At 61.8% G+C, this 16,956-nt stretch carries 17 protein-coding genes; 11 read left to right on the top strand and 6 right to left on the bottom strand.

What is annotated here, in order from left to right:
* The first annotated feature begins 6 nt into the window (after positions 1–6).
* Genes hisC through pheA form a run of 9 tightly spaced genes read left to right on the top strand, consistent with a single transcriptional unit; the run spans position 7 to position 7,186 of the window.
* Positions 7–1,053 (top strand): histidinol-phosphate transaminase, encoded by a 1,047-nt coding sequence (gene hisC, locus WYS_RS02065; RefSeq protein WP_147654506.1) that lies wholly within the window; start codon positions 7–9, stop codon positions 1,051–1,053.
* Positions 1,047–1,712, top strand: coding sequence for an imidazole glycerol phosphate synthase subunit HisH (hisH, locus tag WYS_RS02060; RefSeq protein WP_019176493.1), 666 nt, complete (start codon positions 1,047–1,049; stop codon positions 1,710–1,712). Before hisC ends, hisH begins: the two co-directional genes overlap by 7 nt.
* Positions 1,709–2,416 (top strand): 1-(5-phosphoribosyl)-5-[(5-phosphoribosylamino)methylideneamino]imidazole-4-carboxamide isomerase, encoded by a 708-nt coding sequence (locus tag WYS_RS02055; RefSeq protein ID WP_026068714.1) that lies wholly within the window; start codon positions 1,709–1,711, stop codon positions 2,414–2,416. Before hisH ends, WYS_RS02055 begins: the two co-directional genes overlap by 4 nt.
* The gene (locus WYS_RS02050) at positions 2,416–2,964 is read left to right on the top strand and encodes an imidazoleglycerol-phosphate dehydratase (protein WP_019176491.1); all 549 of its coding nucleotides are present in this window, start codon (positions 2,416–2,418) and stop codon (positions 2,962–2,964) included. The genes WYS_RS02055 and WYS_RS02050 overlap by 1 nt, the downstream gene beginning before the upstream one ends.
* Before the next feature lie 2 nt (positions 2,965–2,966).
* Positions 2,967–3,719 carry an imidazole glycerol phosphate synthase subunit HisF gene (hisF, locus tag WYS_RS02045; protein WP_026068713.1) on the top strand — a complete coding sequence of 251 codons (753 nt, stop codon included), beginning with the start codon at positions 2,967–2,969 and terminating at the stop codon, positions 3,717–3,719.
* Positions 3,716–4,333, top strand: a complete 618-nt coding sequence (gene hisIE / locus WYS_RS02040; protein WP_019176489.1) for a bifunctional phosphoribosyl-AMP cyclohydrolase/phosphoribosyl-ATP diphosphatase HisIE — start codon at positions 3,716–3,718, stop codon at positions 4,331–4,333. Before hisF ends, hisIE begins: the two co-directional genes overlap by 4 nt.
* Positions 4,330–4,992: a histidinol phosphate phosphatase domain-containing protein gene (locus WYS_RS02035; RefSeq protein ID WP_019176488.1), complete on the top strand. Its 663-nt coding sequence runs from the start codon at positions 4,330–4,332 to the stop codon at positions 4,990–4,992. Before hisIE ends, WYS_RS02035 begins: the two co-directional genes overlap by 4 nt.
* On the top strand, positions 4,989–6,356 hold the full coding sequence (locus tag WYS_RS02030) for an aspartate kinase (protein WP_019176487.1): 1,368 nt from the start codon (positions 4,989–4,991) through the stop codon (positions 6,354–6,356). The genes WYS_RS02035 and WYS_RS02030 overlap by 4 nt, the downstream gene beginning before the upstream one ends.
* A 2-nt stretch (positions 6,357–6,358) precedes the next feature.
* Complete coding sequence (pheA, locus tag WYS_RS02025) at positions 6,359–7,186, top strand: prephenate dehydratase (protein WP_201798868.1); 828 nt, start codon at positions 6,359–6,361, stop codon at positions 7,184–7,186.
* Between the two features lie 54 nt (positions 7,187–7,240).
* On the opposite strand, the gene WYS_RS02020 is transcribed toward pheA, so the two are convergent.
* The 3 genes from WYS_RS02020 to WYS_RS14005 form a co-directional block, all read right to left on the bottom strand.
* Entirely contained in the window at positions 7,241–8,566 is a 1,326-nt protein-coding gene (locus WYS_RS02020; RefSeq protein ID WP_147654505.1) for a fibronectin type III domain-containing protein, read from the bottom strand.
* Positions 8,567–8,773: 207 nt separating this feature from the next.
* The gene (locus tag WYS_RS02015) at positions 8,774–10,114 is read right to left on the bottom strand and encodes a hypothetical protein (RefSeq protein ID WP_019176484.1); all 1,341 of its coding nucleotides are present in this window, start codon (positions 10,112–10,114) and stop codon (positions 8,774–8,776) included.
* Between the two features lie 283 nt (positions 10,115–10,397).
* Positions 10,398–10,919, bottom strand: a complete 522-nt coding sequence (locus WYS_RS14005) for a flavin reductase family protein (RefSeq protein ID WP_019176483.1) — start codon at positions 10,917–10,919, stop codon at positions 10,398–10,400.
* A 233-nt stretch (positions 10,920–11,152) separates the two neighbouring features.
* Here WYS_RS14005 and WYS_RS02000 point away from each other — a divergent pair, with 233 nt between their 5' ends.
* Positions 11,153–11,938 carry an S-methyl-5'-thioadenosine phosphorylase gene (locus tag WYS_RS02000; RefSeq protein WP_019176482.1) on the top strand — a complete coding sequence of 262 codons (786 nt, stop codon included), beginning with the start codon at positions 11,153–11,155 and terminating at the stop codon, positions 11,936–11,938.
* Positions 11,939–12,709: 771 nt separating this feature from the next.
* Here WYS_RS02000 and WYS_RS01990 read toward each other — a convergent pair.
* On the bottom strand, positions 12,710–12,937 hold the full coding sequence (locus WYS_RS01990) for a hypothetical protein (protein WP_019176480.1): 228 nt from the start codon (positions 12,935–12,937) through the stop codon (positions 12,710–12,712).
* Between the two features lie 286 nt (positions 12,938–13,223).
* Positions 13,224–13,619 carry a glycine cleavage system protein GcvH gene (gene gcvH, locus WYS_RS01985; RefSeq protein WP_049796223.1) on the bottom strand — a complete coding sequence of 132 codons (396 nt, stop codon included), beginning with the start codon at positions 13,617–13,619 and terminating at the stop codon, positions 13,224–13,226.
* A 187-nt stretch (positions 13,620–13,806) separates the two neighbouring features.
* On the opposite strand from gcvH, the gene hypF reads away from it, so the two are divergent.
* The gene (gene hypF, locus WYS_RS01980) at positions 13,807–15,987 is read left to right on the top strand and encodes a carbamoyltransferase HypF (RefSeq protein ID WP_019176478.1); all 2,181 of its coding nucleotides are present in this window, start codon (positions 13,807–13,809) and stop codon (positions 15,985–15,987) included.
* Between the two features lie 424 nt (positions 15,988–16,411).
* On the opposite strand, the gene WYS_RS01970 is transcribed toward hypF, so the two are convergent.
* Entirely contained in the window at positions 16,412–16,852 is a 441-nt protein-coding gene (locus WYS_RS01970) for a hypothetical protein (RefSeq protein WP_019176477.1), read from the bottom strand.
* Positions 16,853–16,956: the final 104 nt, after the last annotated feature.

The following is a 16,956-nucleotide window of genomic DNA, read 5'->3' as shown; positions in this document are numbered from 1 at the left end:
GATATGATGAAGGACAGCTGGGTCCGCGCATCGCTGAAGGATATTCCTCTATATTACAACCCCAAGGTGAAGGCCATCCGCATGGACACCTCCATCAACGTCCTCGGCCCCAACACCTGCCTCGACGAGGTCCTGAACAAGTGCCGGGAAATGGACCTGAACCAGTACCCCGCCCCGTATTCCGACGGGCTTCGAAGGGCGCTGGCCCGGAAATACGGCCTGCACGAGGACAACTTCGTGGTCGGCAACGGCTCTGACGAGATGCTGGACGTGGTGTTCAAGTCGTTCATGGAGCCGGGGGAAACGGTGGCGACGCCATACCCGTCCTACGTGCTGCACAGCTTCTTCGTCAAGATCAACGGCGGGAGATCGGTCACGGCGGACCTGGCCCCCGGGTTCGAGCTGGACCCCGACGCGCTGCTGAAGGAGAAGAGCAAGGTCATCATCCTGTGCACTCCCAACAACCCCACCGCCAACACCTTCGACCACCGCGACGTGGAGAAGGTCATACGAGAGCATGACGGTCCCGTCGTAGTGGACGAGGCCTACGGCGAGTTCGCCAAGGAGAGCTTCATGCCTCTGGTGGATGATTACGAGAACCTCATCGTTACCAGGACCTTCTCCAAGGCCTACGGCCTCGCCGGCCTCAGGATCGGCTACATGGCCTCCAATCTCAAGATGGCCGATCAGCTGCAGAGGGTCAAGATACCTTATTCGCTCAACAGGGTCAGCGAGGCCGCCGCCATCGCCGCCCTGGAGAACCCCCGGTACGTCGAGGAGGGAGTGAAGCTGGTCAACGAGCAGAGGGACGCTTTGTCCGACGGCCTCCGCGCCCTGGGGTTCAAGGTGTTCCCCTCTGCCAGCAACTTCATCCTGTTCAAGAGCCCGGTGCCGTCCTCCGATCTCGTATCCCGCCTCGCCGCCAAGGGCGTGCTGATCCGGGACTTCGGCAAGCTCCGACTGCTGGAGGACTGCGTCCGCACCACCGTGGGAACGGAGGAGCTGAACCGGCTGCTGCTGACGAAGCTGAAGGAGGTGATGGAGGAATGGTGAACGTACGGCGCTCGGTCAAGTACCCCGAGGAGAACGACTCCTACCGCATCGGGCAGCGGCCCAAGGTCAGGGTGGCCATCGCCGACTACGGCGTGGGGAACCTGCACTCCATCCGCAAGGCCCTTGAGCTGGCCGGCGCGAGGCCGGTCATCGAGACCAACATGAGGAGCCTCCTGGACGCCGAGGTCATCGTGTTCCCCGGCGTGGGGGCCTTCGACAGCTGCATGCAGAAGCTGCTCCCCTACAGGGACATCATCGTGGACCGCCTCAACGCGGGCACCCCCTGCCTGGGCATATGCATAGGCGCGCAGATCCTGTTCGAGGAGAGCGAGGAGGGGGCGTCCCCGGGCCTGGGGTTCATGAAGGGAAAGGTCGTAAAGCTCCAGGCCGAGAGGGTCCCCCACATGGGATGGAACCGGGTGGTCTCCCAGGACAGCGCCTTCGAGGGGGTGGAGTCGCCGTACTTCTACTTCGCCCACTCCTACCACGGCGGCCCGGCGGAGAACGTGGCGGTGGCGACCACCGACTACTTCGGGGAGTTCCCCTCCGCCTTCAGAAAAAAGAATGTGCTCGGAGTGCAATTCCACCCGGAGAAGAGCAGCGCTTCGGGAGCGGTGTTCCTCCGAAACTTCGTCAAGTTCATCGAGGCTAAACTATGATCGTATTACCGGCAGTTGACTTATTGGACGGCAAGGTCGTTCAGCTCGTAGGCGGGAGACCGGGAACAGAGAAGGTCTCGCTCCACAACCCCCGCGAGGTCGCCCTCGACTGGGAGAAGAAAGGGGCCCCGGCCATTCACGTGGTGGACCTGAACGCCGCCATGGGGCGGGGTGACAACTTCAACGCCATCACCTCCATCATGGCCAAGGTGAAGGTCCCCCTGCAAGTGGGCGGGGGCATCCGCACCACCGAGGCCGCGGAGACCTTGCTGAACCTGGGCGCCGCGAGAGTGGTCGTGGGCACCAGGGCCATCACCGACCCCGAGTGGTTCGCCGACCTGGTGCGCTCCAACTACAACAAGATCATGCTGGCCCTGGACATCAGGGACGGGAAGATCCAGATGAGGGGATGGCGCGAATCGTCGGAAAAGAAGCTGAAGGACATCCTCGCCGCCACCGCCGGACTGCCCCTGGCGGGGGTGCTGCACACCAACGTCAACGTGGAGGGGAAGGCCGCGGGCATCGACCTGGACGAGATACGCTCGTTCGCGGACATGTGCCCCCACCCGGTGACCGCCTCGGGCGGCGTCACCACCATGGAGGACCTCGAGGCCCTGGAGAGCATCGGCATCCCCTCGGCCGTAGTGGGCCTGGCGTTGTACGTCAACATCATTCAGCCCGAGCAGGTATGGGGGAAGAAGTGATGCGCGAGGCCAAGGTCGCCCGGAAGACCAGGGAGACCGACATCTCCCTGAAGCTGAACATCGACGGGGGCGGGGCCGCCAAGATCGACATCGACGATCAGTTCCTCCGCCACATGCTGGAGACCCTCACCCGCTATGCCGGGTTCGACCTGACGGTCGAAGCGACGGGCGACAACCAGCACCACCTGGTCGAGGATGTCGCGATAGCGCTGGGCTCCGCGTTCCGCCAGGCCCTCGGCGACCAGCCGGTGGAGCGCATGGCGTCGGCAATGGTCCCCATGGACGACGCCCTGGTGACCGCGGCGGTGGACATCATCGATCGCCCCTACTGCGACGCCGATTGCCCTGACGTCCTGTACTTGCACTTTTTCCGCTCCTTCGCCATGTCCTCGGGGATCACGGTACACATAATGCTGCACCGCGGGATCGACGAGCACCACATAGTGGAGGCGTCGTTCAAGGCCCTGGGGACCGCGCTGAAGAGATCGGTGGTGCCGAGGCAGAACGTGCTCAGTACCAAGGACGCCGTGAAGTTCAGGAGCGCATGAGCATGCTCACCAAGCGCATCATCCCCTGCCTCGACGTCACCGAGGGAAAGGTGGTCAAGGGCGTCAAGTTCCAGAACCTCAGCGGGATCGGGTACCCGCCCGACCTCGCGGAGGCGTACGAGAAGCAGGGGGCCGACGAGATCGTGTTCCTGGACATCACCGCGTCCTCCGACGCCAGGAAGACCCTGCTGGATGTGGTGGAGAAGACCGCCGAGAGAATGTTCGTACCCCTGACCGTGGGCGGGGGCATCCGCACCAAGGAGGACATGCGCCTCGCTCTGAACGCCGGCGCCGACAAGGTCTCGGTGAACACCGCCGCGGTGCACGACCCCAACCTCATCACCGCCTGCGCCGAGGACTTCGGGAGGCAGTGCGTGGTGGTGGCGATAGACGCCAAGCGCGAGGGAGGTAGGTGGAAGGTGTATACGCACGGGGGAAGGCAGCGCACCGAGCTTGATGCGGCCGACTGGGCCTACGAGGCCGAGGACCGCGGGGCCGGGGAGATCCTGCTCACCAGCATGGATGCCGACGGCACCACCCAGGGCTACGACGTCAAGCTCACCCAGCTGGTGGCCGACTCCGTCAACATACCGGTCATCGCCTCGGGCGGGGTGGGGAGCCCGGAGCACATATACCAGGTGTTCCAGGAGACCAACGCCTCCGCCGCCCTGGCCGCGTCGATATTTCACTATGGGACCTACACGGTGGCCGACGTGAAGAATTACCTGAGGGACCGGGGGGTGCTGGTCCGATGACCCTTCCCTTCAAGTTCAACGCCGACGGCCTCATTCCCGTGATCGTTCAGGATGCCGGGACCAACGAGGTCCTCATGATGGCATGGGCCAACCAGGAGGCGTACGACCTCATGCTGAAGACGGGGCGGACCCACTTCTGGTCCCGCTCCCGCAAGAGGCTGTGGATGAAAGGCGAGGAATCGGGCCATGTCCAGGACATCGTGTCGATACAGACCGACTGCGACTCCGACACCTTGCTCGTCCGGGTGAAGCAGACCGGCAACGCCTGCCACCTGGAGCGCCCCTCGTGCTTCGGGGACGCCCTGTACGGCGACCTCGAGCGCACCGCGGCCATCGTGCCCGAGCTGAGGAGGGTCATCAGGGACCGCAAGGAGAACCCGAAGGAGGGCAGCTACACCAACCAGCTCCTTTCCAACGAGGACAAGGTGCTGAAGAAGGTGGTGGAGGAGGCGGGCGAGCTGGCCATAGCCGGAAAGGGCAGCGACCGCCAGTCCCAGATATGGGAGGCCGCCGACCTGATCTACCACCAGATGGTGCTGTTCGAGTACCTCGACCTCCCCATGGACGAGGTCTTCAAGAAGCTGTCCGAGCGCCACCGGGGAGTGAGAAGATGAAGAGGATCGATCTCCACATGCACACCCTGATGAGCGACGGCGCCCTGCTCCCCATCGAACTGGCGAGGAGATGCGCGAGCATGGACTTCGAGGCCATCGCGTTCACGGACCACGCCTCCCTCAGCAACGTGGACCGGATCGTCCCGGAGTGCGCCAGGGACGCCGAGCTGGCCAGGGAATGGGGGCTCGATGTCATCGTGGGAGTGGAGATCACCCACGTCCCGGTCTCCCGGTTCGATGAGGTCGTGGCCAAGGCCAAGAGGGCCGGCGCCGATCTCGTGGTGGTCCACGGGGAAACGATCTCGGAGCCGGTGGAGAAGGGCACCAATCGCGCGGCGGTGAACAATCCCGACGTGGACATCCTCGCGCACCCCGGCTTCATCACCCTGGAGGATGCCCAGGCCGCCGCCGACAACGGGGTGGTGCTGGAGATCACCTCCCGGCCCTCGCACGGCATGACCAACGGGCACGTGTACCGCATGGCCAGCCAGGTCGACGCCAAGATGGTGGTCAACACCGATACCCACTCCCCGGGGGACATCATCACCACCGAGAAGGCCTACGCCATCGCCATGGGGGCGGGGATGTCCAGGGTCGAGGCGGAGATGTGCGTGGACAGGATGCCCCGGGAGATCGTCCGGAGGATACGGGGTCGATGAAGGTCCTCAAGTTCGGCGGCAGCTCCCTCAGGGACGGGACCAGCATGCTCCGCGTGGGCGAGATCGTGGCCGCGGAGAAGGAGGAGAAGGTAGTGGTGGTCTCGGCCATCCAGGGCATCACCGACTCGCTGCTGAGGTTCATGTCCGCGGTGCGGAAGGAGGAAGAGGTCCAGGTGTTCGTCAAGGAGCTGCGGGAGCGGCACCTCAAGATACTGGCGGAGGTGGCGTCCACCATGCCGGTCAAGCAGCAGGCGGTGGCCCAGCTCAACGCGCGCCTGGTCCGCCTGGAGCGGACCCTGTACGGCATCACCTACCTTGAGGAGCTGACGCCGCGCACCAAGGACCTGGTGCAGTCGTTCGGGGAGAGGATGAGCGTCATCGTCATGAGCGCCATGCTTCAGGACATGGGCGTAAACGCCGTACCGGTGGAGGCGGACGAGCTGGGGATCATGACCGACGGCACATTCGGCTCCGCCACCGTGGACATGGAGCGGACCAGGGTCAACGCCGCTCCCAGTATCCGCGACATGTTCAAGCGCCAGGAGGTGCCGGTCGTGACCGGCTTCTTCGGCAAGGGGCCGGAAGGCGTCATCACCCTCCTGGGGAGGAACGGGACAGACTACAGCGCCAGCGTGATCGCCAACGCCATCGACGCCGACACCCTGGAGATATGGAAGGACGTGGACGGGTTCATGTCCGCCGACCCCAAGGTAGTGCCGGGAGCGGTTCCGATCGGGTACCTCTCCTACGAGGAAGCGGCCGAGCTGGCATACTTCGGCGCCAAGGTCCTGCACCCCCGGACGGTCGAGCCAGCCAGGGCCAAGAGCATTACCATCAGGGTGAAGAACGTATTCAAGCCTCACGTGGAGGGAAGCGCCATCAGGCCCCAGGGCGTGGAGAACGCCCAGACCGTCAAGAGCATCTCCTTCATGAGCAACATGACCATGCTCAAGGTGTACGGCGCCGGCCTGGGCTCCCGGTCGGGGGTCATGCTGGAGATCTCCGAGCTGCTGTCCAATGCCAACGTCAATATCTATTCCGCCGCGACGTCCCAAACGGGCATCTCCCTGCTCATCGAGGAGGGGGAGCTGAAGAGGGCGGAGAAAGCATTGGCCGGCGCGAAGAGGGGGGTCATAGACCGGATCGAGCTGGTGAAGGATATCGCCCTGCTGTGCCTGGTGGGCGAGGGCCTCGGCACCAGGGAAGGGGTCGCGGCCAAGGTGTTCACCATTGTCGCGAGCCTCGGGGTCAACATACAGCTGATCTCCGCCGGCGCGTCGACCGTCGCGCTGCACTTCACGGTGAACGGGAAGGACCTGGAGAAGACCACCAGGACCATCCACCAGGTCTTCTTCGAGGCATGAGCATGATCAGGGTGGCGTTCCAGGGGGTCAAGGGAGCGTTCAGCGAGGACGCCATAGTGCAGTTCTTCGGCGAGAAGGCCGAGAGCGTGCCCTGCCCCGACTTCGAGAGCGTGTTCAGGGCGGTGGACCAGGGCAGGGTGGCCTACGGCATGGTCCCGGTGGAGAACTCTCTGGAGGGGAGCGTATCCGCGGTCTCGGACCTTCTGTTGGACTTCGACCTGAACGTGGTGGGGGAGGCCTACGTGGCCATCGTGCAGAACCTCATCGCGCACCCCGGCGTCGAGATCAGGGAGATCAAGAGAGTGTACTCCCATCCCCAAGCGCTCGGCCAGAGCCGCGCCTTCCTGGCGAAGTACCCGCAGTGGGAGAAGGTCCCCGCCTTCGACACCGCCGGCAGCGTCCGCATCATCAGGGACCACGGCCTCAGGGAAGAGGCGGCCATCGCCTCCAGGCGGGCGGCCCAGGAGTACGGCATGACGGTGCTCAGAGAGGGCATCCAGAACAGCGACCGCAACTTCACCCGCTTCTTCGTCATCCAGAAGACCCCTGCCCTGTCCAAGGAAGGGGACAAGACCTCGGTGGTGTTCGCGGTCCGCAACATGCCCGGCACCCTGTACCGGGCCCTGGGGGCCTTCGACGAGAGGGGCGTGAACATGACCAAGCTGGAGTCCCGGCCCCGCAAGGACAGGCAGTGGGAGTACGTGTTCTACGTCGACCTGGACGGCCATGTGGACGACAAGCCGGTCGCCGACGCGCTCACCGACCTGGTGAGGAGGGCATCGTTCGTCAAGGTCCTGGGGACCTACCGCAGGGCCCAGGTTCCCGGCTGATCCGGCTCGCCCCCGCGAAGCGAGGGGGAAGAGGTGAAAGGGTTTTGGCCGGGATCATTTCTTCCTCAGCTTTCTGACCGCCATGATGACCAGGACGATCGCGGCCAGGATCACCACGAGCAGCGGCCAGAGGTCTGTGCCGCCCGCCGCCTCCTTATGCACGGCCGGCAGGGGAACGGAGACCTCGTTGCTCAGGGCGCCGTCGCCCGCCCCGCTGAAGGCCGCCACCGCGTAGAAGAGGCCGGTGGTGCGGTCCGCCACCGCGTCGTCGTACTGCTGGACGTCGCCGAGGACCCGGTACAGCTCCAGGGAGCCGGACGAGGTCCCCCTGTACAGCTTGTAGCCGAGCACGGGCGCTTCGGAAGAGGGCGTCGACCAGCTGACGCGCGCCGTGCCGCCGGTTAGGGAGACCGATGCCGACGGCGCTCCCGGAGGAGTGAACGTGGTGGCGGTGGCCGAAGCGCTGAGCGCGCCGTCCCCGGCCGCGTTGTATGCCTGGACCGTGACCGTGTACTCGGTGCCGCTGTCCAGGCCGTCGAACACGAAGCTGGCCGCCGGGCCGGCGTCCGCGGACAGGGAGAACGTCGTCCCGTGGCTAAGGTGAACGCGATAACCAAGGATGGCCGAGCCGTTGTCCAGCTGCGGGGGGCCCCAGGTCACGGTGACGTTCCTGAGCCCGCCCGCCGCGCTCACGCCGGTGGGGGCGGAAGGGGGGAAGGGACCCGCCGACGCGCTCGCCTCATTGCTCGGCGAGCCGACGTACCCATTGCTGGCGATCACGGTGTAGTGGTAGGTGTGGCCGAGCTCGACGTCCTCGTCGAGGTAGGAGGCCCCGGGGGCCATGGTGTCGTAGTAGGTGCCTTCCCCGCTGGCGGTGGACCTGTTGATGAGATAGCTGGTGATCCCCGCACCTCCGTCGGAGGCGGGGGCGTTCCAGGTCAGGGCGATGCCTTCGCTCGTGTAAGCGGCCGCCAGGTCCGTCGGTGCGCCGGGCGCGCCGGCGGTGGTGACAGCGCAGGACCATCCGGAATAGCACCAGCTGCAGGCATTCGCGTAGAACGCGCCTACCTGGAAATACAGGGTGGTCAGCGGTGGAATGGGACCATCGTCCCCGAGCGAATCGAGCTCGAAGGAAGTGGCGGCGAGCTTGCCGGAGCTGCCCTGCACGGTGCCCGGCACTGTTCCCCAGTACAGGACATAATAGGTGGGGCTCCCCGGGGCGGGGGCCCAGGACACCTCCATGGCGCCCGCGCCCCCCGTCCCTGCAGGGGTCCCGGGAGGACCGACCCAGCTCTGGGCCTGGATGCTGTCCGAGATCACCGGGAATCCTATCACCATTGCTAACGCTAACGAGACCGCTGCCGCGATGTGCTTGTTCATGCGATGTCAAACTCCTCTGCGATGCGCCGGGGATCATTTCACCGGCCGATATCATCGATGGCCCTCCCAATGAACAGAGCGATTAAGGCGCAATGTCCAGTTCCGAAGGCTCCACCGCGGCAGAATGAAGGATTGACGTATTTACAGATGATTACTTGAAATGATATCGATGATAATGACGAAATGGTGCCTGGACGCGCGCCGGCCTCACTCGACCTGGACTATAGTGCAATTCTTATCCTCGATCTCGGGTGGCCAATATCCCATCACCATATTCACGCCGGTGGTCTCGCAATAATAATAGCTCTTGCCCCCGTATTGGATGGAGGCGCCGCCGGGGATCGTGCTCCACGCCACCCCGACCGCCATGTGCTCCGGGGGCATGATCATCACCGCGTCGTAGCCCATGGCCTCTATCAGGGAGGCGAACAGCAGGGAGGTGTCCTCGCAATCCCCTGTCTGATCGTACAGCGTCTCCACCGGGAACCGCCAGTACTCGATCACGCCGACCGTATCATCGTCCAATGAGTACTCTATGCCCTGGCAGAAGCTCAGGACGAAATCGACGGTCTTGCGGTCGGAGAACTGCTCGTCCTCCGCCATGTCCTCCAGCTTCGACAGCAGGTCCAGTATGATGGGATCGTCCGAGGTCACGAAGGCCTTGGCATCGGCGTAATCGTAGTGGGTCTGCCTTTCGACGCCGTTGGAAAGGCATTCCGCGTACGAGCTGGAGGGGATGGTCAGCTGGAGCGAGTACTCCTTCCCGTCAAATGTCCACTCGAACAGCCTGACCTCGTCAAAAACGTACGGGGTGATGTCGAAGCGGAGCGCGGCATCATTGTCATCGGTGGTGGAAGTGCCGTCCGCCGACCCGTTGGCCAGACCGTCGACGTCGTTCCCGGTCCAGGTGCCCGCCACTATGTCGTAGACCACTATCAGAGTACGGCCCGCGGGGGATGTACCGTCGATGTCCAGGATGTCGCCGTCACCCATCACGTCAGCGTCCATCATCGTCAGCTCGATAGTGTGGTTCCTGACGTCGTCGTCCAGATCGAACGTGAACGTCTCGTTGATCAGCGTTGTCGAACCGACCGGGCAATTCCATACCGCTCCCGAGCTGTTAAGCATGCCCATGTTGACACCGTCGATCACTAGGAGAATATAGACCTCGGCAGTAGTGTCAGAGAGATAGTCGACGGCATCCCATATCGAGATGGATTCAATGGTGAGATTTATCCCCGCATCCGCGTCAGGGACCAGGTCCACGGTGTCGTTGAACCCGTCGTTATCTCGATCGTACGGGAAGTTGTCGGCATTGTCGCCTATGCCGTCGCTGTCGGAGTCGACCCATTCCAGGGGGTTGCGGGGGAACGCATCCACACCGTCAGGGTAGCCGTCGCCGTCGGTATCCCTGCTGGAGTGGTTGAGCAGAAAATCAAAGGGATTCCATTCGATGCCGTTGGAAAAGCAGCCTCCGACGTGAAGGAAGAGCAGCGTGCCCGCCATCACCACTGCCACTACCGCTGCGACCTTACTGCTCGAGCTCACGGAGGTACCGAAATTGTATGCCCGGAGTTCGATTTTAACCCTGCGCTTTCGCTCGCATGATCCGAGAAAACAGGTTTCGGTCATTATTCTAAAAATGTGAGTATTATATTGTCACGATGCCTGCGCCCCGCAGGGCCCAGCGGCCGGTCGGTCCCTCACGGCTGGAACCGTCCTCCGACCCCGGCCATATGGCCTTTTCCCCATCCTGCTGAAGCGCGATGGCGCGTTCAGGACGGAAAAGTGCCCGCCGCATGAGCTGGGCGGGCACGATAGAACGTCCTTGTCAGCGTCCCCGGATGGTCTCGCCAAGGGTGCGGAACTCCCCGGCCCAATAGATGAGCGCCCGTTCCCGGTCGAAATCCTCGATCACGTCCGCGCTGACGACCTCTCCGATGAACCAGGTGTGGTCACCGGTGTCGAAGGTCTGCACCTTCTTGCATTCTAGGTTGACGATGCACTCCGCGATGGTGGGTGTGCCGACCCTCTTCCCCGGCACGGGAGTGAGCCCGGTCTCCATGAACTTGTCGCAGTTCTTGCCGGACTTCTCGCCGCAAAAGATGGTCTCCTCCACCAGGTCCTTGCCTGGTATGTTGACGGTAAAATCGGGAGAGCGGTGGAGCAGTTCGTGACTGTACCGGCATGGGGACACCCCGATGCCCACCAGGGGCGGGTTGAACGAGAAGACATGCACGAGCGCGATGGTGATGATGTTCTTTTCTTCTTTCCCCACTACGGCCAATACTATGGGGAACGCAGGGAAGGTCCTGATCCCTCTGACCGGGTTCAACTCCGTCTTGACTGCCATGCTTTCGGGTTGGGATGCTTGGTCCTTAATAAAAAACCCTCGCATCCATCGTTCGGTCCAAAGCGTCAGTGTGAGGGCCATCTCTGCGGTCAGATGGTCCCTGATCCGCTCCAAAAGCTTACTTTATCGCATGAAGAGCGGGAATAGAACGTCAGGCACATGCTCGTTCACGTCTACGCAGGGGGGCCGCCCGCTCGATTGATTTAAATCCTCTTTGATAAATCCCCGTCCTCATGGCACCTCGCATCGGGATCATAGGCGGGACCGGGGTCTACGACCCCAAGATGTTCAAGATCAAGGACAAGATAACGTTGTCAACACCCTACGGCGCTCCTTCCGACGCACTGCAGGTCGGCGAGCTGGACGGTGTAGAGGTCGCATTCCTCCCCCGCCACGGCAGCGGGCACGTGTACCCTCCGCACAAGGTCAACTACCGCGCCAATATCTGGGCCATGAAGCAGCTGGGCGTGGAGAGGATCATCTCCCCCTGCGCGGTGGGTTCCCTCAAGGAGGACATCAAGCCCGGCGAGCTCGTCATCGTGGACCAGTTCATCGACTTCACCAAGGGCCGCGACTACACCTTCTACGACGGCGCCAAGACGGTCCATATCTCCCTCGCCGACCCGTTCTGCCCGGAGCTGAACTCCCTGTTCGCTAAGGAGGCCAAGCGGCTCAAGATCCCGCACCACGTCGGAGGCACCTACGTCTGCATCGAGGGACCGAGGTTCAGCACCCGCGCGGAGTCGAGGATGTACCGGCAGTTCGCCGACATCATCGGCATGACCCTTGTGCCGGAATGCCAGCTGGCCAGGGAGCTGGACATGTGCTACACCTCGCTGGCCACCGTTACCGATTATGATGTATGGGCGGAGGAGCCGGTTGACATCAGCATAGTCCTCAAGGTCATGGCCGAGAACGTGGAGAAGGTCCGGAAGCTCATCTCCGCCACACTCCCGAAGATACCCGCGGCCAGGAAGAAGTGCCCCTGTCCCAATACGCTCAAGGAAGCTGGGCTCTGAGGCGTTCAAAGGCCCCGGGACCGCCCGGGGCTACCATTTCCATATCCATAGCGTAGCACAGCGGAGCGCTGAGGCCTCAATAGGATCGTTACCGCCCCATCATATAATTTCGATGATCTTAAGAAAGGTTTTTAACCACAGAGGTCGCATGCATACTTCGAGGAGGGGAGGACCGAAAGGTTCATTGGGCTTAATGGCCCACCCTTCCGTCCCATTTATCGTGGTAGAACCGATGGCTCCCACTTCTTTCCGTCGTGCATGTCAAAGAGCGAGGATAGTCTCCTGAAATCTGAAATCATCGCCCTTCTCTCGCTCATATGTTAAAAACACCTTCCTAGCGCAAAAATCTGCGAGTTGTAGGCCAGGAGAATTGAACGATGATAAAAAGCTCGCGGTGTTCATAATATTCTCCAGATATGAATTCGTCGTTGGCCAATAGTTCCAACCCGCTAACGATATCCCCTGCCGTCTAGATTCGTGAATCAACTGTTGAAGGTTCTTGTCGTTCCTTGATTCTTCTAGGTCCATCACGACATATCCAACGGAGTCGGTACGTGTCAGAAATTTACTGTGAATCTGTCGACCATCGCCCTAAATGCATAGCTTTTCGGATCGTAAGCATTTACATATCGCTCCATTATCCTCCTTTTATTAATTACTGTTGAAAAAAGAGTTGGCTTGATATCATGCAATAAGGCAATCACATCGTCAGACCGGGCCTTACGGTCTTTCGGTTCGAGCGTATCAAAAGGCTCCTTACCCCTCTCTAAATTACGACTGATAATTACGACTGATAAGCTCAAAGGTTCCTTTTTCTGGCTTGCCGAGATACTTCCCCATAATGTTGGGGAGGCGCTTATGTACAAAATAATCCTGCTCAGGCGTCAATGCAACGCCAGCTTGAACATAGTAAACGTCTTCGCCTTTTCCAAATGGAGCAGGCCATGAGGTCCCTCCACTGGCGTCGACATATAGTGTGTAAGCCTGCATCCTGTCCATGGCAGAGCATTTTTCATTAGATATATAACTCCATCAGGGGGTGGATAAAAAGTGACCGATTCTGACGTTCCATTGCAACATCTCGCACCCCACCGCAAAGTCCCCAGCGCGCCGGTGAGCACGAACGCATGATCAAGGGCCTAAGCAAAGATGCTCAAACGCCCGTTCCGGACAGCGGCATAGCGAGCTCGACATGTGGCTATCTTTCCGGAATCCTCGATAGGGACCTCGCGATTCCCGGAGAGCGCCAGACGCCTGGCTGACCGCTCCCGACGATGTGAAGTGCTCAGCCACCGTTGAGGACCTTGCGGTACGCCGCCGCGTCCATGAGGCCTACTAAAGAAGAAGGGTCGTCAACCCTGATGACGGCGATCCAGCCCTTATCGTACGGCGACTCGTTGATGAACTGGGTCATGTTCTCCAGCTCCTGGTTGGCCTCCACCACCTCGCCGCCCACCGGCGTGTAGATGGATGCGACGGTCTTCACGCTCTCCACCTGTCCGATGACCTCGCCTCGCTGGTACCTCTTGCCCACCTTGGGCAGCTCGACGAAAACGATCTCGGTCATCTCCAGCTGCGCGTGGTCCGTTATCCCGATGCGGACGTTGGATCCTTCCTCCTTCACCCATTCGTGGTCGATCGTGTATTTGAGGCCGTCCTTCACTACGCTCTTGTCCGCCATGGGGCTCACTTGACGGGCCTTCATCCTGTGCCTGGGATTTATTTGTTTGCCGCGCATTCAGCAGGAAAGGGCCATCGCGGATCGCCGAGTTCACAATCGTCAGCTCTGGCCGCGTGCGATCGCATCATCTAAAAGATAGGTTCTCTGGCGATACTTTTTATAATTACTGGGCATTGGAAAGAAGGTCATGAGGATAACCGTCCGCGGCATCGTGCAGGGAGTGGGCTTCCGCCCCACCGTATACCGCATCGCCAGGTCCATGGGCCTGCGGGGGTACGTGCAGAACAACGGCTCCGACGTGGTCATCGCGGTGGACCGCGACGCCGAGGAGTTCGTGCGGCGCCTCAAGGCCGAGCTCCCGCCGCTGGCGAGGCTGGACTCAGTGGAACTGCACGAGGACCGTTCCGACCTCGGCGATACGTTCCGCATCACCCACAGCTCCGGCGGGAGCAGGGGAGTAGGGATACCGAACGATGCCGCGGTGTGCGACCAGTGCGTCGAGGAGATGTTCGACCCCGGGAACCGGAGATATCTCTATCCGTTCACCAACTGCACCAATTGCGGCGCCAGGTTCACCGTCATTGCCGATCTTCCTTACGACCGGGACAAGACCTCCATGCGGGACTTCCCTATGGACCCGGACTGCCGCAACGAGTATGACGACCCCGCGGACAGGCGGTTTCACCATCAGACCATCTCGTGCCCCCATTGCGGCCCTTCGTACTATCTGCTGTCGGCCAATGGCAGCGCGATAAGCTCGGCCGATCCCATCGGCGAGTTCGCCAAGATGCTCCGCAGCGGGGCCATCGGGGTGGCCAAGAGCTGGGGGGGGATGCACATATGTGCCACTCTGGCCACGCTGCCTCGGCTCCGGAAATGGTACCACCGTGACCAGAAGCCCTTTGCGGTGATGGTGAGGGACCTCGACGCCCTGCGGAGATACGGGGAGCCGACCGCGTTCGAGAAGAAGTTGCTGACCTCCAGCCACCGCCCGGTGGTGCTCGTCAGGAAGAAGGACAGCAGCATCACCGAACTCATCGCCCCCGGCCTGGGGAACGTGGGGCTGTTCCTACCGTACTCGGGAATGCACCACCTGCTGTTCCGCCACCTCGAAGAGGACGCGCTGGTCATGACCTCGGCCAACGTTCCGGGCGAGCCGATGGTGCTGCGCGACTCTGACGCCCTGGAGCTGAACGCCGAGGTATATCTCATGCACGACCGGGAGATCATCAACCGGTGCGACGATTCCGTCCTGAGGACCTTCGGCGAGCATACCTATTTCATACGCAAATCCAGGGGGAACATCCCCTCGTCCATCGACATAAAGCTGAAAGGACAGGCCCTGGCGGTGGGGGCGCAGGAGAACCTATGCGGGGCGGTGGCCAAGGACGGAAAGCTGTTCACCACCCAGTACATCGGGGACGGCGACTCTCCCCGAGTGGTAGATTTTCTGGGGCATGCCATCGAGCATTTCTGCAAGCTGCTGGGAGTGGACCGGGTGCAGGCGGTGGGGGCCGACCTCCACCCCGGGTACTCGAACCGCAAACTGGCCAAGCAGCTGGCGGTACGCTACGACGCCGAGCTGGTGATGGTGCAGCACCACTGGGCCCACGCCGCCGCCCTGATGGTCGATTCCGGCGTCGACGAGATCGTCGCCCTCACCCTGGACGGCACCGGGTACGGCTCGGACGGCAACGCCTGGGGCGGAGAGGTCCTGCGGGCCGATCTGGACTCGTTCGACCGCGTCGCCCATCTGCAGGAGATCCCTCTGCTGGGCGGGGAGATGGCGGTCCGGGACCCCCGCCGCTTGGTGTTCGCCTTGGACGAGATGAGCGGGCGAACGAACGGCTACTTCAGCGACCGCGAGGCCGAGGTGCTGAGGAAGATCATGCATACCAGCGCCGGGAGCTCGGGGTTCGGCCGAGTGCTGGATGCCCTGTCCTGCTACTTCGGGGTGTGCCGGAAGCGCACCTACGACGGCGAGCCGGCCATGAAGCTGGAGCCGGTGCTGGAAGCGGGGGAGCGCATCCACCCGTTCAAGGCCCAAAGGGTGAACGGCACGGTGATGACCGCCGACCTCTACCGGCAGATGACCGAGGCCAAGGGGAGAAAGGAGGACCTGTCCCTGTCATTCGTGGCGGCATTGCTCGAGTCTCTGGTAGAAGCGGCGTGCGATGAGGCGGAAAAGAGAGGGATACGTCACATAGGGCTGACCGGCGGCGTATCCTACAACGGCCCGGTGTCCTCACTGACCAAGCAGATGGTCGAGGAGAGGGGGCTGGAATTCGTATGCCACGACCGCCTTCCCAACGGTGATGGCTGTGTGTCCAGCGGACAGTGCGCCATCGCGCTCAAGAAGTCCCGGTGAGATGGCGCTGCGTGCACAAGCGAAGGCGGACCTGACTTCGCATTTTGCATTGTACGCTGCATTCCCATGTTCCGGAAAGGGAAGAGGCGAGTGCGCCCGATCCCGGCCGGTAGCAAGGTGAAAATGCACATATCAGCATGTAATCTAGAAAAAAATCGTATTTGGAAAACCGCGTTGGTGAAGAAGATGGCAGCCCCGGCGGAGTGTTGCGCAAGGAACACCGTGGGGTGCCCAATACCGTACGGGACTTACCTGCCGATCAAGCAAGATGTTCGAAGCCGACTAAAATTTTCCGATAATTTGATCATTGCCCATCGCTCCAAAAACGGGGTCGACAGCATATTGCTGCGGGCGCATATGCTCGAAGCAGCGATATGATGAAGGAGGGCAATGGAGAGGTTTGGGGAGGCCCCCGGTAAGAGATTTAACGCTGGCCGTCGACCAGCAGAGGAAGGGGCTTCTCGAACCACTTGGTGGTGCCGAGGTCCTTCACGCACCTGCCGAGGCAGGCGCCTTCCTTGGGAGAGGGGGCGATGGCCCACTTCTCGTCCTCCCTCTGGAGCCACAGGGTGGCTCCGGGGAAGCCTTTCTCGGGGACCCACTTCTCGGCGATGATTCTTTCCTCCTCCTCATCCTGGCATTCCGCGAGCATGCGCCCGACGGCACCGACCAGGGCGTGGACCTCGCCGCGGTCCTCCTGTACGTACTGCAGGTCGAGCAGGAACTCGTAGAGCTGACGGAGCCTGACTCCGTCCTGGACCTTGAAGGGGCCGCGCCTGATGTCCTCTATCAGAGCCTGGGTCGCTCCACCCAGGGCTTGGTATTTCTTTGCTAACGCGAGGAACTCGTCGAAAGTTACATTCATAGTTTATTTCTCCATCCCTTTTTTGACGAAACAAGCATTTCGGCACCATTACTTAACTAGGTTCGGACCTGGTTATCAATAACGAGAGCAATGTATTACGAGCC

The sequence above is a fragment of the Methanomassiliicoccus luminyensis B10 genome, from assembly GCF_000308215.1.
Lineage (GTDB): Archaea > Thermoplasmatota > Thermoplasmata > Methanomassiliicoccales > Methanomassiliicoccaceae > Methanomassiliicoccus > Methanomassiliicoccus luminyensis.
This window is presented reverse-complemented; position numbering and strand designations above follow the sequence as displayed.

Coding starts and splice junctions, on each gene's coding strand:
- WYS_RS02035 (WP_019176488.1), top strand. CDS start 4,330: ATGAAGAGGATCGATCTCCACATGCACACCCTGATGAGCGACGGCGCC.
- hisIE (WP_019176489.1), top strand. CDS start 3,716: ATGACCCTTCCCTTCAAGTTCAACGCCGACGGCCTCATTCCCGTGATC.
- WYS_RS02020 (WP_147654505.1), bottom strand. CDS start 8,566: ATGAACAAGCACATCGCGGCAGCGGTCTCGTTAGCGTTAGCAATGGTG.
- hisF (WP_026068713.1), top strand. CDS start 2,967: ATGCTCACCAAGCGCATCATCCCCTGCCTCGACGTCACCGAGGGAAAG.
- hisC (WP_147654506.1), top strand. CDS start 7: ATGAAGGACAGCTGGGTCCGCGCATCGCTGAAGGATATTCCTCTATAT.
- WYS_RS02055 (WP_026068714.1), top strand. CDS start 1,709: ATGATCGTATTACCGGCAGTTGACTTATTGGACGGCAAGGTCGTTCAG.
- WYS_RS02050 (WP_019176491.1), top strand. CDS start 2,416: ATGCGCGAGGCCAAGGTCGCCCGGAAGACCAGGGAGACCGACATCTCC.
- WYS_RS14005 (WP_019176483.1), bottom strand. CDS start 10,919: ATGGCAGTCAAGACGGAGTTGAACCCGGTCAGAGGGATCAGGACCTTC.
- WYS_RS02000 (WP_019176482.1), top strand. CDS start 11,153: ATGGCACCTCGCATCGGGATCATAGGCGGGACCGGGGTCTACGACCCC.
- pheA (WP_201798868.1), top strand. CDS start 6,359: ATGATCAGGGTGGCGTTCCAGGGGGTCAAGGGAGCGTTCAGCGAGGAC.
- WYS_RS01970 (WP_019176477.1), bottom strand. CDS start 16,852: ATGAATGTAACTTTCGACGAGTTCCTCGCGTTAGCAAAGAAATACCAA.
- gcvH (WP_049796223.1), bottom strand. CDS start 13,619: ATGGCGGACAAGAGCGTAGTGAAGGACGGCCTCAAATACACGATCGAC.
- hypF (WP_019176478.1), top strand. CDS start 13,807: ATGAGGATAACCGTCCGCGGCATCGTGCAGGGAGTGGGCTTCCGCCCC.
- WYS_RS02030 (WP_019176487.1), top strand. CDS start 4,989: ATGAAGGTCCTCAAGTTCGGCGGCAGCTCCCTCAGGGACGGGACCAGC.
- WYS_RS01990 (WP_019176480.1), bottom strand. CDS start 12,937: ATGGACAGGATGCAGGCTTACACACTATATGTCGACGCCAGTGGAGGG.
- hisH (WP_019176493.1), top strand. CDS start 1,047: ATGGTGAACGTACGGCGCTCGGTCAAGTACCCCGAGGAGAACGACTCC.